A 14,958-nucleotide genomic window follows, 5' to 3' on the forward strand; every position below is an offset into this window, starting at 1 on the left:
AGGCGGCCGATAGGCTGGGGCGGTGACTGTTCGGCTCTACGACACGAAGGCGCAGGCTCTGCGCGACTTCGTCCCCCTCGACCCCTCGAACGTCACGGTGTACGTCTGCGGGCCGACCGTGCAGTCGGGTCCCCACATCGGTCACGTCCGCGCGGCTCTCGCGTTCGACCTGCTGCGCCGCTGGCTCGCGCACCGCTACGGTCGCGTCACCTTCGTGCGCAACGTCACCGACATCGACGACAAGGTCCTCGCCAACGCGCGGGACACCGAGCCGTGGTGGGCTCTCGCCTACCGCATGGAGCTCGAGTTCTCGCGGGCCTACGAGGCCGTCGGCATCCTTCCCCCGACGTACGAGCCCCGCGCGACCGCTTCGGTGACGCAGATGCAGGAGCTCATCTCGGAGCTCATCGAGCGCGGTCACGCCTACGCCGCTGCCGGAGACGTGTACTTCGACGTGCGATCGTGGCCCGCCTACGGCGAGCTCACGCGGCAGAGCCTGGATGCCATGGAGCCGGCCGCCGACGCCGACCCCCGGGGCAAGAGAGACCCGCGCGATTTCGCCCTGTGGAAGGGCGCGAAGCCCGGGGAGCCCGCTTCGGCGACCTGGGCCTCGCCGTGGGGCGCGGGGCGCCCGGGCTGGCACATCGAGTGCTCGGCGATGTCGCGTCGATACCTGGGGCCCGAGTTCGACATCCACGGCGGCGGTCTCGACCTGCGCTTCCCCCACCACGAGAACGAGATCGCCCAGTCGACCGCAGCCGGGGACCCGTTCGCCCGGTACTGGGTGCACAACGGTCTCGTCACGGTCGACGGGCAGAAGATGTCGAAGTCGCTGGGCAACTTCACCCTCGCCTCCGACGTGCTCGACGCTCACGACCCGCTGGTGGTGCGCTACGCCCTCGCCGCGGCCCACTACCGCTCGAACCTCGACCTCACCGAAGCCTCGTGGGCCGAGGCCGAGGCGGCTCTCGGTCGCATCCGGACCTTCCTCGACCGAGCCGCTCGCCTCGTGAAGCCGGGATGGACCGAGGCGAAGGAGGGGCTCCCGACGGAGTTCGTCGAAGCGATGAACGACGACCTCTCGGTGCCGCGGGCGCTGGCGGCGATCCACACGAGCATCCGCTCGGGAAATGCGCTGCTCGACGCCGGCAAGTACGATGAAGCGAAGCAGGACGTCTCGGACGTCTCGCAGATGACGCTCGTCCTGGGTCTCAACCCTCACTCTTCTCAGTGGGGTGGCACCGGCGGGGGAGCGGAGACCGCCGCTCTGGACGCCCTCGTCCAGACGATGATCACGCAGCGTGCGCAGGCACGCGCGGACAAGGATTGGGCGGCCGCGGATCGCATTCGAGACGCGATCGCCGCCGCAGGAATCACGCTGGAGGACACTCCGGCCGGAACGCATTGGAGAATCGATGGCTAAGCCTGGACGCCCGGGAGCACGCAACCCCGGCAAGAAGAAGGGCCCCCTAAAGGGGACCGGCGGCCACGTCCGCAAGGGACTCGAGGGTCGCGGACCGACCCCCAAGGCCGAGGACCGCGCCTGGCACCCCGCGGGCAAGCGCAAGGCCGCCCAGGAGCGCTACGCCGCCGCCGGCGGCAAGGCGAAGCCGGGCGTGCGCGCCGTCGGCAGCAACCCGAACCGCAAGAGCCCCAAGGCGGCCGACGACACCGAGACGGTCACCGGTCGCAACTCGGTGCTCGAAGCGCTCCGCGCGAAGATCCCCGCCACGGCGATGTACGTCGCCCAGCGCATCGAGATGGACGACCGCGTCAAAGAGATGCTGTCGATGGCGACCAACCGCGGCATCCCCGTGCTCGAGGTCACCCGCCCCGAGCTGGACCGCATGGCCGGCTTCGACGGCGTGCACCAGGGCGTCGCCCTCAAGGTGCCCCCGTACGCCTACGCCCACCCGCAGGACCTGCTCGAGCAGATCATCGACAAGGGCCAGGTGCCCCTGCTCGTCGCGCTCGACGGCGTCACCGACCCCCGCAACCTCGGCGCGATCATCCGCTCGACGGGCGCGTTCGGCGGTCAGGGGCTGATCATCCCGCAGCGTCGCTCGGCGAGCGTCAACTCCGCCGCGTGGAAGACCAGCGCCGGGGCCGCCGCCCGCATCCCCGTCGCCCTGGCGGCCAACCTGACGGCCACGCTGAAGGAGTTCAAGAAGCAGGGTGTCTTCGTGCTCGGCCTCGACGGCGACGGCGACGTCTCGCTGCCTGCCCTCGAGCTCGCGGATCGTCCCGTCGTGATCGTCGTCGGCTCGGAGGGCAAGGGCCTGTCGCGCCTGGTCACCGAGACCTGCGACCAGGTCGTGTCGATCCCGATCTCGGCCGTGACCGAGTCGCTCAACGCCGGCATCGCGGCATCCGTCGCCCTCTACCAGGTGTCGACGCTGCGCGCGGCTCGGTGAGCTCCACGATCCTGCTCTGAAAGCCCGACGAACACGCCGGGTCGCATTGCCCGGGCGCCCCGATCACGGCACGCTGGAGGAGGACGTGGTTCCGTCCAGCAGACTGACGAAAGGAACGCCCATGCCCCGCATCGCCGTCATCGGAGGCACCGGCTACGCCGGCAGCCACATCGTGACCGAAGCCGTGCGCCGCGGCCACACCGTGGTCTCGGTCGCCCGCTCGGTTCCGGCCGAGCGCATCGAGGGAGCGACCTACGTCGAAGGCACCGTGCTCGACGTCCCCGGGCTCGTCGCCGAGCTCGAGGGGGTCGACGTGGTCGTGTCGGCCGTGGCCCCCCGCGGCGACATGGAGGGCAAGCTGCGCCCCGCGATCGCCGAGCTCGTGGCCGCGCTCCCCGACGGCGTCCGCATCGGCGTCGTGGGTGGCGCGGGTGGATCGCTGGTCGCCGAGGGCGGCCCGCGCCTGGTCGACACCGCCGAGTTCACCGAGGAGTTCAAGCCCGAGGCCCTCGAGGCGTACGGCATCCTCGAGGACCTCCAGGCCGACGACACCGGTCGCGACTGGTTCTACATCCACCCCGCCGGCGGCTTCGGCGCGTGGGCTCCGGGGGAGCGCACCGGGTCGTACCGCGACGGCGGCGACGTGCTCGTCGTCGACGACGAAGGCAACTCGTTCATCGGCGGTGCCGACTTCGCGATCGCGGTCCTCGACGAGATCGAGAACCCGAAGCACACGCGCGAGCGCTTCACCGTGGGGTACTGAGCCCGCGAGACACCGAGGCCGTGGCATCCGGGATCGAATCCGGATGCCACGGCCTCCGTCGTTCCGGGCGCGCGGTGCCCGGCCCGAGGAGCGGTCAGACCAGGTCGCGCCAGTCCACCGCGTCGGTGTCGGTCGTGGGGACCTCACCGGTTTCGGGAGCGTCGGCGTCGGAGACCGTCGGCAGCGACATCGTGTCGGTGGGCGGGCCCATCACGGTGGCCTCGTCGCGACGGTGACGCAGGACGTCGTCGATGTACGAACTCACGACCTCGGCCAGGGGCACCGAACGACCGCGCGCCTGCGACATGTACCAGCGGTGTTCGAGTACCTGGTGGAACACCTCGGCGGGCTCGAGCTTGGCGCGCAGGTCCCACGGGATCGCCATGACGATCGGCTCGAACACGCGGGTGAGCCACTCGTGCGCGACCATCTCTTCATCGGCGCCGAGGCGTGACACGCGGGCCCGGAACTCGTCCAGGTCGTTGAGCAGTCGACGGGCCTGGTTCTCTTCGACATCGAGGCCGGTCAGACGGAGCAGGCGGCGCTGGTGGTGTCCGGCATCCACCACCTTGGGTTGGATCGACACCTTCGTGCCGTCGCTGGCCGTGCGGATCGACATCTCGCCGATGTCGAAGCCGAGGGCGTTCAACCGATGCACGCGCTCGGTGATGCGCCACGACTCGTCGACGGCGAAGGACTCCTTGTCGGTGAGAGCCCCCCACAGCGAGTGATACGACGAGACGAGACCGTCGGCGATGGCCACGGCATCCACTCCGCCCTCGAGGCGGCCCCCGGCTTCGAGATCCATGATCTCGCCGGCGATGTTGATGCGGGCGATGTCGAGATCGTGCGCACGCTGACCCGGCGTCAGGCGGTTGCCGTGCAGCTCACCCGTCTCGGCGTCGACCAGGTACGCGGCGAACGCGCCGGCGTCGCGGCGGAAAAGGGTGTTCGACAGCGAGACGTCGCCCCAGTAGAAGCCCACGTTGTGCAGACGCACCAGCAGCACGGCCAGGGCGTCGACGAGGCGCGTCGCGGTGTGCGGGCGGAGCACCTGCGTGAACAGGGCACGGTAGGGGAGCGAGAAGCGCAGGTGCGCCGTCACGAGCGCGGCGGGGAGCGGGCGACCCGAGGCGTCGGTGCGACCGGCGATCACCGCGACGCGGTCGACGCAGGGGGCGTCGAGACGGTCGAGGTTGCCGAGCATGTCGTACTCGCGCCGTGCCATCTCTTCGGTCGTCTCCTTGATGGCGACGACCCGACCCGACAGGTTGGCGAAGCGCACGAGGTGCCGCGAGATGCCCTTCGGAAGCGCCACGATGTGGCTGCTGGGCCAGTCGGCGAGGCCGGTCGACCAGGGCAGCTGCAGGAGGCCCGGGTCGACGGTGCTGGCCGTGATGCTGAGGGATTCGGACACGGGTACCTCCGGGGGAAACGGTGCGGCGCGCCCCCGACCCGACGGATCGGGATCGAGGACGCGCCGCGTCGAAGCGTGGGTCAGGCCGAAGCGATGGCCCGGTCGGTCAGGCGCTCGCCCGTCTCGACGTCGAACACGTGCACGTGGCCGGGGACCGGCGCCAGCACGACCGTCTCGCCCGCGTTGGGGTGACGGCGGCCGTCGACGCGCGCGACCAGGTCGGTGCGCTTGCCGTTGATGTCGGTGTGACCGTAGAGGTAGCCGTCGGCGCCGAGCTCCTCGACGAGGTCGACGACGACCGAGAGGCCGCGGCCGTCGGCGGGAGCGACCTGGATGTCCTCGGGACGCACGCCGATGGTGACCTCGGAGCCGTTGGCCTTGCCGATGGTGTCGGCTTCGACGGGAACGACCAGGTTGCCGAACTGCACGCCACCCTCGGCCAGGTCGGCGGTGAAGAGGTTCATCGCGGGCGAGCCGATGAAGCCGGCCACGAAGACGTTCTTCGGGGTCTCGTACAGGTCGCGCGGGGTGCCCACCTGCTGGAGCAGGCCGTCCTTCAGCACGGCGATGCGGTCGCCCATGGTGAGCGCCTCGGTCTGGTCGTGCGTGACGTAGACCGTGGTGACGCCGAGGCGACGCTGGAGCGATGCGATCTGGGTGCGCGTCTGCACGCGGAGCTTGGCGTCGAGGTTCGACAGCGGCTCGTCCATGAGGAAGACCTGGGGCTGACGCACGATGGCGCGACCCATGGCGACGCGCTGACGCTGACCACCCGAGAGGGCCTTGGGCTTGCGGGTCAGGTACTGCTCGAGGTCGAGCAGTTTGGCGGCCTCGAGCACGCGGGCTGCGCGCTCTTCTTTGCCGACACCGGCGATCTTGAGCGCGAAGCCCATGTTCTCGGCGACGGTCATGTGCGGGTACAGCGCGTAGTTCTGGAACACCATCGCGATGTCGCGGTCCTTCGGCGGGACGTCGGTGACGTCGCGGTCGCCGATGAGGATACGGCCCGAGTTGACCTCTTCGAGGCCGGCGAGCATGCGCAGCGACGTGGACTTTCCGCAGCCCGAGGGGCCGACGAGAACGAGGAACTCGCCGTCTGCGACGTCGAGGTTCAGCTTGTCCACCGCGGGGCGGGTTCCGCCCGGGTACAGACGGGTTGCGTTGTCGAAGGTGACGGACGCCATGTTTTCTTCTCCTTCACCGGCAGGTACGTGCCGGACGATCCGTAGTGAATGGAATGAACGGGGGCGACCCCGTGCGCCCGACGTTGGACGCAGGGTCAGTATCGCACGTGTCTGGTCATTTCTCAGCCAGCCTGGCTACCATCGATGCTCGGTCGCCCCACCCGCGCGGCCCCCCTGATTTCATGCGGCATCGTCCGTGCCCGGAAGGTTTCATGTCCAACGACCAGTCACCGAATGTGCCAGCAGAACGCGACCGCCGCGAGGCGGTGCGCGAGAAGGCGCAGCAGGTCAAGGCGAAGCAGACGCGGTGGCGTATCGTGCGCCGCTCGCTGCTGGGCGTGGGCGCCGTCGCCGTGATCGCGGTCGCCGCGGTGGGAGTCTCGTTCGCCCTGAACTCCCGCGAGGCCCGCTCGCAGGCTCTCCCCGACGCGGCGACCGACGACGGCTTCGTGATCACCAACGCCTCGCAGGTGGCCGACCCCCTTGCCGACCAGACCGTCGACGGCAGCGCCGCCACCACGTCGGCCCAGGCCACTCCTCCCGGAGACGCGCCCGCGCCCACCGCCGAGGCGACGCCGGAGCCCACGGGCACGGCCGCTCCCGTCGACATCCGCGTGTACGTCGACTACATGTCGGCCGAGGCCCGCGAGTTCCAGTCCGCGAACGCCAGCCAGCTGTCGAAGTGGGTCGGAGACAAGGCCGCGACCCTCACCTATTACCCCGTGGCGATGTTGACGTCCAAGTCCAACGGCACGAAGTACAGCCTGCGTGCGGCCGGTGCCGCCGCCTGCGTCGCGACCCACTCGTCCGACCGGTTCTTCGCGTTCAACCACGAGCTGCTCACCAACCAGCCCGCTGTCGATTCCGACGGCTACAGCGACCAGCAGCTCGCCGACATGGCGCAGGGCGCGGGCGTGAGCGACATCGGCACGGTGCGCGACTGCATCGAAGACGAGACCTACACGGCCTGGGCGAAGGCGGCGACCGATCGCGCCATCAAGGGGCTGCCCGGCACGAAGGGGCAGGCGCTGACGGCGACCCCGACCGTGCTCGTCAACGGCACCGAGTACGTCGGGAATATGGACGACGCGAAGGAGTTCGCCCAGTTCGTACTCACGGTCGACAGCAACGCGTACTACTCGACCGCCACCCCGACGCCGTCGACCACCCCGTCGACGACGCCCGCGGGCTGATTCGATCCCTCGAAGAGGCCTGTGGTGTGCGATTCTGGTCGTATGAACGAGAAGCTTGAGGACTCCCCGCCGCGGCGGTCCCTGGCGCAGCTGAAGGTTTGGGTGCAGGAGTTCCGTGAGCAGGGGCATCTGTTCGCCGGCCAGCTGAAGGTCGTCGAGCAAGAGGACGCCGACAGTCAGGACACCGGTCTCGTGGTGATGAACCTGATGAACGCGCGCGCGTCGATCTATATGCAGCCCAAGGGCTACGACGAGCCGCTGTGGGAGGCGACGTTGACGTCGCGTCCCGACGATCTCACCCTCACGCCGCACGAGATGGCGAGCCTGGCCGCCGAACTCGTCGTCGCGGGCAACCTCTGCTCTTTTCTGCAGTGGAAGTCCCTCGAGTGGGACCGCGAGAGCGGAACCCACGCCGTCTGACGCGTCGAGAGCGGCCCGCCCGCCGCTCTAGACTCGTCCATCGAGACGCTCCCCGTCTCACGCCGGCTTGGCGCAATTGGTAGCGCACCGTACTTGTAATACGGGGGTTGCAGGTTCAAGTCCTGTAGCCGGCACCCCATCCATCCCCTGCGCGGGATCGCTCAGATGACGTCGAAGGGCGTGTCGTCGTCGTCGTAGTTGATCGACGGCGGCGCCCAGGCGGCCTGTTGCGCATCCGCCGTGTCCTCCTGCAGATGAACCGTCACGACGGAGATGGTGGCCGAGGTGGCGGGGGTGACGAGAATGCTCAGCTTGCTGCCGTCGTCGGTGGTCACCGTCAAAAAGCCTCCACCCGCGTGGACGGCGGCGAGGACCTGACGGCGCAGGTCGTCCGCGTGCTCGAGGGGCGCGAGCGCGTGCGAGACGCCGTCGACGGCGATCCGCAATCGTTCGATGCTCTGTCCCATGACACGCACGGTAGGCGTGTTCCATCGATGCCGGACGGGGGTTGCCGGAACGGGGGAGCGCGAGGCACACTGCGGGGCGTCAACCCCTGACGGAGTTTCGTCATAACGAACGCCGGAAACGTAAGCTCGGCCCGTGACCGACGCCGACATCGAAGACTCCCCGCCGCGGCGCTCGCGCGAGCAACTGCAGGTTTGGGTGGACGAGTTCGAAGAGAACGAGCACTGCATCGCGGGCAGCATCTCCGTGGCGCCCCAGGAGGACGACGGGGGAGAGGACACCGGGCTGGTGATCCTGCGCCTTCGGTATGCATCGTCCTCGGTCTACATGAAGCCGCGCGGCTGGGACGACCCGCTGTGGGAGATGACGATCACTCCGCAGCCCCGGGAACTCGGGTTGTCCGTGCACGAGATCGCCAGTCTCGCCGCCGAACTCGTCGTGGCGAGCAACCTCTGCACGTTTCTCCAGTGGAAGTCGCTCGAGTGGGATCGCGAGAGCGGCCAGCGAGGAGCCTCCGCAGGCGCGGCGCCCTCGAGCCCCCGCTGACGTCCACGCGGACTCAGCCTCCGTGCGTGGCGGTCCACTCGCGGAACGGCGAGGTCGAATCGTCGACCGGGATCTGCTCCGAGGGCAGGGCGCGTTCCTCGCCTCGACGATGATCTCGCCGTCTTTCACGATGAGGCAGGCGAAGGGCTTTCCCCCGTTCCGGACGTTCTCCCTGGCGCGGGAGACGGTCAGGGCGGAGAGCTCGGCGTCGTTCATGGCCTCACCGTAGGCGTTCAGCCCGACGCGGATCGGCCCTTGCCCTTCCCACGGTCGGCGTGCGAGGCGTTCACGACAGGGCCCGCGCCAGAGCGACGAGGAACACCGCCGCCGCGACGATCATGGCCAGGCCCGCCAGCAGAGCCCCGGCGATGGCGAGGGCGCGAAGGGGCCCCCTGCGGCGGCTTCCGTCCAGGGCGAATAGGAGGGTGCAGACCGAGACCACCAGGACGAGAAGATCGCCGATCAGCCCGGGCGGTGCCCAGACCGAGGTCGCCATCGCGACGACCCCCGCGCCCAGCGCGGCGAGGTGCCACGCGTGGTTGCGTGCGGGACGGGAGTCCTCGGGCACGACTCAGCGCATCCGCACGCGCAGCCACCGCACACCGTGAGGCGCGAGGGTGATTCCGGCACCCAGCCACACGGGCTGCGACGACACCAGGTCGAGCGCCTCCGGTACCAGTCCCGACAGGGTCAGGGCGTCGACCTCGACCGCCGAGTCGGCGACGTTCGCCAGCACCAGGACCGAGAATTCGCGTCCCGGGCGGAGGAACGAGACGACGGATGCCACGTTCGCACCGAACGCGATCAGTTCGTTGCCCGCGAATTCCGGCGTCGACCGGCGGACCTCGGTGAGGCGCGAGAGCCGAGAGAAGACGCGACCGGCCGGGGTGCCGGCATCCGTTCGATCCTCGTAGTTCTGCGCGGGACGGAAGGGGCGGTTGACCCACCGGCTGTCGTCGGCCTCGTCCGCTCGTTCGGTGTAGGTGTATTCGTTCAGCTGGGCGACCTCGTCACCGAGGTAAAGCAGGGGGATGCCCCCTGTCGAGAGCGCGAGGGCGTGGGCGAGCACGACCCGGTCTTCGCCCCCGGCGTCTCCCGCTTCGACCCCGGCCAGCGAGGCGGTGGTTCCCGTGACGCGAGCGTCTCCCGTGCGCGGGTTCTCTTGGAACGGCACGCCGCGCGCGAACGAACCCTCCGCCCGGCCGACGTAGAAGTCGTTGAGGAAGCGGCGGTGCGGGGACGCGTCGATGCCCAGCTCGGCGGCATCCTCGTCGGCGAAGGTCCACCCGATGTCGTCGTGACTGCGCACGTAGTTGACCCACGCGGTGCCGGCGGGGAGGGCGTGGCGGCGCTCGAGCGCCTGCTGCAGGAGGCGGCCGTCGCGGGTGGCGAGAGCCTCCCAGGTGAGGGCCATCTGCAGCGGGTTGTACGAGATCTGGCACTCGTCCGGCGAGATGTACGAGATCACCTCGTCGGGGTGCACGATGGCCTCCGACTTGAACAGCAGGCCCGGGGCCGCCATGCGCAGGACCGCGTTGAAAGCCTGCAGCAGCAGGTGCGCCTCGGGGAGGGACTCGCAGGTGGTGCCGAGCTGTTTCCAGATGAAGGCCACGGCATCCATGCGGAGGATCTCGACGCCCTGGTTGGCGAGGAAGAGCATCTCGCCCGCCATCGCCTCGAAGACAGCGGGGTTGGCGTAGTTGAGGTCCCACTGGAAGTGGTAGAACGTCGCCCAGATCCAGCGGCCGTCGTCGAGCTGGACGAAGGAACCCGGGTGATCGTCGGGGAAGATCTCGCGCGTGGTCCGCTCGTAGGCGTCGGGCATCTCGCGGTCGGGGAAGATCAGGTAGAAGTCCTCGTACCCCGCCTCGCCCGCGAGGGCCTTCTGCGCCCACTCGTGCTCGTTGCTCGTGTGGTTGAAGATGAAGTCGACCACGAGCGAGATCCCCGCCCGGCGCAGCTCGGTCGCGAGGGCGGCCAGCTCGTCCATCGTTCCCAGCGCGGGGTTCACGCGCCGATAGCTGGACACCGCGTAGCCCCCGTCACTGTTGCCCTCGGGGCTTTCGAACAGCGGCATGAGGTGCAGGTAGGTGAGACCCAGCTCGCGGAAGTACGGGATCGATTCCCGGATGCCGTGGAGTCCGCCCGCGTACCGGTCGACGTAGCAGACGCCCCCGAGCATGCCCTCGCTCTCGAACCAGCCGGGTGCGCTCTCGCGTTCGCGGTCCAGGGCCTTCAGCGTCCGGGGACGCGCCAGCCACGACGTGCGTGCGAGATCAACGACGGATGCCAGACGCTCGAGGCCGTCGGGACGCTCGCCGTACAGCCGCGTGAACAGATCGTGCAGGCGCGGAAGGTGCTGCTCGGCATGTGTGAGGAACTCGCGGTCGGTGTCGGCCGCGCGGAGGTCGTCGATCAGGCGCGAGACGTCGTCGGAGCCGGGGTGGAGCTGGGTCACGGATCACAGCCTGACGCATCCGGGGGTCAGCGGTCGACAGCGACGTGCCGCCGCCGGCCCGGAGGCGAGGGCAGGGTGGCCCGACCCCGCGTCGTACGATCGACGGTGGCTCCCGCGTGGGGGCGCGAGGGGAGAGCCGTGGCGGAGCGGGGAACGGTCGGCGTGGCCGTCGGGGGAGCGGTGCTCATCGGCGCCCTCACCGCGCTGCAGGCGCGTATCAACGGCACCCTCGGGGCGGAGATCGGCGACGGCTTCGTCGCGGCAGCGGTCTCGTTCAGCTCCGGACTCGTGATCCTCGTCGTCCTGTCCGCCCTGATTCCCGGGGGCCGACGCGGGTTCGGTCGCCTGGTCGCCGGCATCCGGACCCGAACCATCCCGCCCTGGATGCTGCTCGGGGGTCTGGTCGGGGCGTTCACCGTCGCGAGCCAGGGGCTGACGGTCGCGACGATCGGCGTGGCACTCTTCACGGTCGGTTTCGTCGCGGGTCAGACCACCGGGGGAATGGTGCTCGACCGCATCGGCTACGGGCCCGCCGGGGTCGTACCGGTGACGGTCCGCCGTCTGGTCGGCGCTCTGCTCGCCATCGCCGGAGTCGTCGTGTGCCTCTCTGGCGACGCGCTCGGCGGGGTTCCGCTGTGGATGCTGGTCGTCCCCGCGATCGCGGGCGCGGGTGTGGCCTGGCAGCAGGGCACCAACGGGCGCCTGCGCGTGCGCGTCGAGAGCCCGCTCACCGCGACGCTGGTGAACTTCATCGGCGGGACGGTGGTCCTCGTGATCGCCGCGGGTGTGCACGTCGGCCTCGTGGGGGCTCCGCGCACCATCCCGACCGAGCCGTGGCTCTACCTCGGCGGGGCGGTGGGCGTGATCTACATCTTCTTGTCGTCCGTCGTCGTACGCCGGACGGGGGTGTTGCTCCTCGGCCTCGGGTCGGTGGTCGGTCTTCTCACGACCTCGGTGCTACTCGACGCGCTCTGGCCGGCCCCGGCCGCCCCCTCCACTCCGGTGGCGCTGCTCGCCGCAGCCGTGGCCATCGCCGGGGTGGCCGTCGCCGCCGTGCCGTGGAGGCGCCGCCGCCGCTGACCGCGAAACGACGACGCCGCCGGGGACGGCTGTCCCACGGCGGCGTCGATCGGAGGAAGGTCAGAGACGCGTCTCGTCGACCGTGCGCTTCTTCGAGCCTCCGGGCATGCGCGACAGGTGCTTCGCGGCATCCACGGTCTTTCGTCGAGCGGCGCGGGTCCGCGGGGGCTTCCCGCCGACGTACAGCCAGCCGAGCAGGACCTCGCCTTTAGCGAGCCCGTGGGCCTTCGCGAGCACCTTGCTGCGGGTGTTGTCGTCCGTGCGCCAGAACACGCCGAAGCCCGCCTCGTCGAGCACGAGGCTGAGCATGTGGGCGACCCCGGATGCCACGGCCTCCTGCTCCCACGCGGGGATCTTCTTCGAGCTGAGGTCGGCGACGACCGCGATGATCAGCGGAGCGCGGCGGGGCTTCGACGAGTGCCCCTTCTTGCCGTCGGCCTTGTTCAGAGCTCGCGCGAGCACGTCGCGATCGGCGCCGCGGATCTCGATGAGCCGCCACGGACGCAGGCTCTTGTGATCGGCGACGCGACCGGCCGCGGCGACGAACGTCTCGAGCTCGGGGCCGGTGGGGGCGAGGTCGGTGACCTTCGACCACGACCGGCGGTCGCGCATCGCCTCGAGCGCGCTCATGCCTCGTCGACGGGGGAGTCGGCGGGGGTGAAGTTCAGCGACAGCGAGTTCATGCAGTAGCGGTCGCCGGTGGGCGTGCCGAATCCGTCGGGGAAGACGTGACCCAGGTGCGAGCCGCAGTTCGCGCAGCGGACCTCGGTGCGCTGCATACCGTGGCTGTTGTCCTCGAGCAGCTCGACGGCCTCGGGACGGACCGACTCGTAGAAGCTCGGCCACCCGCAGTGCGAGTCGAACTTGGTGCCGCTCTGGAACAGCTCGTTCCCGCAGGCGGCGCAGGTGTAGAAGCCGGCACGGCTCTCATCGAGCAGCTCACCGGTCCAGGCGCGCTCGGTTCCCGCCTGGCGGAGCACCGCGTACTGCTCGGGGCTGAGCTCGGCGCGCCACTGGTCGTCGGACTTGTCGACGGCGTAGGTCATGTTCACTCTCCTTCTTCGCTTCCATTCTCTCGTGCCCGAAGACGGTCAGGTCGTGACGGCATAATCTCCCGGGTGACTCAGGACGCCGTGACCGCCGTCGTCGACCGCTACCGGCGGTTCGCGCGAGACGAAGCCCCCGGCCGTTCGGCGGTGTACGAGGCGTGGGCCCGCCGCGTCGCGGACGACGCCGCGGTGGCCGCGGCGCTCGCGCGCATCCCCGAGACACGGCGGCAGCCTCCCCTCGTGTTCGCGGTCATGCGCTTGCTCGGAGCGCCGCTCGACGACGTCGACGCGTGGAGCTCGTGGGCCCTCGACCACGCCGACGCGATCGTCGCCGAGTGCGGGCGCCGGAGCGTTCAGACCAACGAGCCTCTGCGCTGCGCCGCCCTGCTGCCGGCGCTTTCGCTGATCGAGGGGCCGATCGCCCTGCTCGAGGTGGGAGCGAGCGCGGGGCTATGCCTCTTCCCCGACCGGTACTCGTACCGGTATCGCCGCGGCGGCGAGCTCGTCACGCTCGATCCCGCCGACGGGCCGAGCTCCGTCGTGCTCGATAGCGACCTCGAGGGACACCCCGACCTGCGCATGCCCGAGATCGTCTGGCGGGCCGGGATCGACCTGAGCCCCCTCGACGCTCGAAGCGAGCAGGACCGCTCGTGGCTCACGGGTCTCGTGTGGCCGGGCGAACAGGGGCGCCTCGAGCGCATCGAGCGAGCCCTCGACATCGCCGCGGCCGCTCCGCCCGTCCTCGTCGCCGGTGATGGGGCCGGGGCGCTTCCCGCGCTCGCCGCGACCGCTCCGGCCGGGGCGACGCTCGTCGTGACGACCCCCGGAGTGCTCGCGCACGTCCCCCGCGTCCATCGCGCCGCGGTGATCGACGCCGCGCGGACGGCGGGCAGGTGGATCACCCTCGACGCGCCCGGGCTGCACGACGGGTGGACGAGACGTCCGGAGCCCGCGCGCGGCGGGTTCGCCCTCGCCCTCGACGGCGAGGTGCTCGCGGAGGTCGATCCGCTCGGGGCGTGGGTGGCGTGGCATCCGGAATCGCGGGCGGCGGCGCAGTAGCGTGACGGCGTGACCCTGTCGGACCGTGACCTCGCCTTCCTCGCTTTCGAGGGGGAGTGGCGCCGCCACGCGGGTGCGAAAGAAGAAGCCATCCGCGCGGAGTTCGCACTGACGCCCGCCCGGTACTACCAGCTGCTCGGTCGGCTGATCGACACCCCCGAGGCCCTCGCGCACGACCCCATGCTCGTGCGTCGACTGCGCCGTCGGCGCGACGACGCGGCTGCCCAGCACCGGGCGCGCCTGGGGCGGACGGCGGAACGCTGACGGGTTCGCTCGGACGCGACCGATAGCATCGTCCAATGGCCAGATCGACCTTCCCTCGGGATCGCTTCGACGACCTCCCGGCCGACTCCGGTCGCGTCGGCGCTCACCGGGCCGAGAACCCGCGTCTGCGCGGGTGGATCGTCTTCCTGTGGGCGGCCATCGCCACCCTGGTGCTGATCATCGCCGGCATCTTCGCGACGCTCGTGGTCTCGGGCCGTATCTCGCTGGGCCCCGCCGACGCTCCCACCCCGATCGCCTCGGCGGAGCCGACGACCCCGGCCGTGGTCGACACGTCGTACTCGGTGGTGGTGCTCAACGGCACGCCCGACAGCGGTCTCGCCGCCTCCGTCCGCGACCAGATCGTGGCGGCGGGGTGGAGCGGCGACACCGTCGAGACCGGCAACTCCGACAGCACCGACTTCGCTGACACGACCATCTACTACCGTCTCGACAGCGATGAGGCGGCGGCCGAGGGGCTGGCTCAGACGATCGGTGGCGCGCAGGTCGCGCAGAGCGACTTCCTGCAGCCCACCGATGACCCGAACACCCCCGACGACGAGAGCAACGTCAAGCGTCTGATCGTCGTGATCGGCCTCGACCGGGCATCCGGTCAGCCGTCCGCCTCGCCCTCATCCTGACAGGTCGC

Annotated in this window: 17 protein-coding genes and 1 tRNA gene; 11 read left to right on the plus strand and 7 right to left on the minus strand. The window is 70.2% G+C overall.

Going from position 1 to position 14,958, the window contains the following annotated elements:
- The first annotated feature begins 22 nt into the window (after nucleotides 1–22).
- The 3 genes from cysS (at nucleotide 23) to BLS25_RS14435 (ending at nucleotide 3,177) form a co-directional block, all read left to right on the plus strand.
- Nucleotides 23–1,423 (plus strand): cysteine--tRNA ligase, encoded by a 1,401-nt coding sequence (cysS, locus tag BLS25_RS14425; protein WP_074696637.1) that lies wholly within the window; start codon nucleotides 23–25, stop codon nucleotides 1,421–1,423.
- On the plus strand, nucleotides 1,416–2,414 hold the full coding sequence (gene rlmB / locus BLS25_RS14430; protein WP_056229240.1) for a 23S rRNA (guanosine(2251)-2'-O)-methyltransferase RlmB: 999 nt from the start codon (nucleotides 1,416–1,418) through the stop codon (nucleotides 2,412–2,414). The genes cysS and rlmB overlap by 8 nt, the downstream gene beginning before the upstream one ends.
- Nucleotides 2,415–2,535: 121 nt before the next feature.
- Nucleotides 2,536–3,177: an NAD(P)-dependent oxidoreductase gene (locus BLS25_RS14435; protein WP_056229236.1), complete on the plus strand. Its 642-nt coding sequence runs from the start codon at nucleotides 2,536–2,538 to the stop codon at nucleotides 3,175–3,177.
- 94 nt (nucleotides 3,178–3,271) lie between these two features.
- On the opposite strand, the gene BLS25_RS14440 is transcribed toward BLS25_RS14435, so the two are convergent.
- Nucleotides 3,272–4,594: a DUF4032 domain-containing protein gene (locus BLS25_RS14440; protein WP_074696639.1), complete on the minus strand. Its 1,323-nt coding sequence runs from the start codon at nucleotides 4,592–4,594 to the stop codon at nucleotides 3,272–3,274.
- An 80-nt stretch (nucleotides 4,595–4,674) separates the two neighbouring features.
- Nucleotides 4,675–5,778, minus strand: coding sequence for an ABC transporter ATP-binding protein (locus BLS25_RS14445; RefSeq protein WP_056229229.1), 1,104 nt, complete (start codon nucleotides 5,776–5,778; stop codon nucleotides 4,675–4,677).
- Between the two features lie 236 nt (nucleotides 5,779–6,014).
- Here BLS25_RS14445 and BLS25_RS14450 point away from each other — a divergent pair, with 236 nt between their 5' ends.
- The 3 genes from BLS25_RS14450 (at nucleotide 6,015) to BLS25_RS14460 (ending at nucleotide 7,525) form a co-directional block, all read left to right on the plus strand.
- Nucleotides 6,015–6,971 (plus strand): DsbA family protein, encoded by a 957-nt coding sequence (locus BLS25_RS14450; RefSeq protein WP_326493368.1) that lies wholly within the window; start codon nucleotides 6,015–6,017, stop codon nucleotides 6,969–6,971.
- 42 nt (nucleotides 6,972–7,013) lie between these two features.
- Nucleotides 7,014–7,391 carry a hypothetical protein gene (locus BLS25_RS14455; protein WP_056229222.1) on the plus strand — a complete coding sequence of 126 codons (378 nt, stop codon included), beginning with the start codon at nucleotides 7,014–7,016 and terminating at the stop codon, nucleotides 7,389–7,391.
- Nucleotides 7,392–7,452: 61 nt separating this feature from the next.
- Nucleotides 7,453–7,525: transfer RNA gene (locus tag BLS25_RS14460), tRNA-Thr, on the plus strand.
- Nucleotides 7,526–7,552: 27 nt separating this feature from the next.
- Here BLS25_RS14460 and BLS25_RS14465 read toward each other — a convergent pair.
- Entirely contained in the window at nucleotides 7,553–7,858 is a 306-nt protein-coding gene (locus BLS25_RS14465; RefSeq protein WP_056229218.1) for a hypothetical protein, read from the minus strand.
- A gap of 133 nt (nucleotides 7,859–7,991) precedes the next feature.
- On the opposite strand from BLS25_RS14465, the gene BLS25_RS14470 reads away from it, so the two are divergent.
- A complete protein-coding gene (locus BLS25_RS14470; RefSeq protein WP_074696643.1) occupies nucleotides 7,992–8,402 on the plus strand; it encodes a hypothetical protein in 411 nt (136 codons plus the stop codon).
- 286 nt (nucleotides 8,403–8,688) lie between these two features.
- On the opposite strand, the gene BLS25_RS14475 is transcribed toward BLS25_RS14470, so the two are convergent.
- Nucleotides 8,689–8,970, minus strand: coding sequence for a hypothetical protein (locus tag BLS25_RS14475; RefSeq protein ID WP_074696645.1), 282 nt, complete (start codon nucleotides 8,968–8,970; stop codon nucleotides 8,689–8,691).
- 3 nt (nucleotides 8,971–8,973) lie between these two features.
- Complete coding sequence (locus BLS25_RS14480) at nucleotides 8,974–10,860, minus strand: amylosucrase (RefSeq protein ID WP_081349874.1); 1,887 nt, start codon at nucleotides 10,858–10,860, stop codon at nucleotides 8,974–8,976.
- Between the two features lie 138 nt (nucleotides 10,861–10,998).
- Between BLS25_RS14480 and BLS25_RS14485 the strand changes: the two genes are divergently transcribed.
- Nucleotides 10,999–11,940 (plus strand): DMT family transporter, encoded by a 942-nt coding sequence (locus tag BLS25_RS14485; protein ID WP_176786385.1) that lies wholly within the window; start codon nucleotides 10,999–11,001, stop codon nucleotides 11,938–11,940.
- A 60-nt stretch (nucleotides 11,941–12,000) separates the two neighbouring features.
- Here BLS25_RS14485 and BLS25_RS14490 read toward each other — a convergent pair whose 3' ends face one another.
- Nucleotides 12,001–12,570, minus strand: a complete 570-nt coding sequence (locus BLS25_RS14490; RefSeq protein ID WP_256335601.1) for a nitroreductase family protein — start codon at nucleotides 12,568–12,570, stop codon at nucleotides 12,001–12,003.
- The gene (gene msrB / locus BLS25_RS14495) at nucleotides 12,567–12,986 is read right to left on the minus strand and encodes a peptide-methionine (R)-S-oxide reductase MsrB (protein ID WP_056229208.1); all 420 of its coding nucleotides are present in this window, start codon (nucleotides 12,984–12,986) and stop codon (nucleotides 12,567–12,569) included. Before msrB ends, BLS25_RS14490 begins: the two co-directional genes overlap by 4 nt.
- Nucleotides 12,987–13,058: 72 nt before the next feature.
- Between msrB and BLS25_RS14500 the strand changes: the two genes are divergently transcribed.
- The 3 genes from BLS25_RS14500 to BLS25_RS14510 are packed head-to-tail and all read left to right on the plus strand — an operon-like array spanning nucleotide 13,059 to nucleotide 14,950.
- Nucleotides 13,059–14,048 (plus strand): DUF2332 family protein, encoded by a 990-nt coding sequence (locus BLS25_RS14500; protein WP_056229204.1) that lies wholly within the window; start codon nucleotides 13,059–13,061, stop codon nucleotides 14,046–14,048.
- 9 nt (nucleotides 14,049–14,057) lie between these two features.
- Nucleotides 14,058–14,312, plus strand: a complete 255-nt coding sequence (locus tag BLS25_RS14505) for a DUF3263 domain-containing protein (protein ID WP_056229201.1) — start codon at nucleotides 14,058–14,060, stop codon at nucleotides 14,310–14,312.
- A 35-nt stretch (nucleotides 14,313–14,347) separates the two neighbouring features.
- The gene (locus BLS25_RS14510) at nucleotides 14,348–14,950 is read left to right on the plus strand and encodes a LytR C-terminal domain-containing protein (protein ID WP_056229195.1); all 603 of its coding nucleotides are present in this window, start codon (nucleotides 14,348–14,350) and stop codon (nucleotides 14,948–14,950) included.
- The last annotated feature ends 8 nt before the right edge of the window (nucleotides 14,951–14,958 follow it).

This window comes from Microbacterium testaceum StLB037 (assembly GCF_900104345.1).
Classification (GTDB): domain Bacteria; phylum Actinomycetota; class Actinomycetes; order Actinomycetales; family Microbacteriaceae; genus Microbacterium; species Microbacterium testaceum_A.

Coding starts and splice junctions, on each gene's coding strand:
- rlmB (WP_056229240.1), top strand. CDS start 1,416: ATGGCTAAGCCTGGACGCCCGGGAGCACGCAACCCCGGCAAGAAGAAG.
- BLS25_RS14435 (WP_056229236.1), top strand. CDS start 2,536: ATGCCCCGCATCGCCGTCATCGGAGGCACCGGCTACGCCGGCAGCCAC.
- BLS25_RS14445 (WP_056229229.1), bottom strand. CDS start 5,778: ATGGCGTCCGTCACCTTCGACAACGCAACCCGTCTGTACCCGGGCGGA.
- BLS25_RS14455 (WP_056229222.1), top strand. CDS start 7,014: ATGAACGAGAAGCTTGAGGACTCCCCGCCGCGGCGGTCCCTGGCGCAG.
- BLS25_RS14465 (WP_056229218.1), bottom strand. CDS start 7,858: ATGGGACAGAGCATCGAACGATTGCGGATCGCCGTCGACGGCGTCTCG.
- BLS25_RS14490 (WP_256335601.1), bottom strand. CDS start 12,570: ATGAGCGCGCTCGAGGCGATGCGCGACCGCCGGTCGTGGTCGAAGGTC.
- msrB (WP_056229208.1), bottom strand. CDS start 12,986: ATGACCTACGCCGTCGACAAGTCCGACGACCAGTGGCGCGCCGAGCTC.
- BLS25_RS14510 (WP_056229195.1), top strand. CDS start 14,348: ATGGCCAGATCGACCTTCCCTCGGGATCGCTTCGACGACCTCCCGGCC.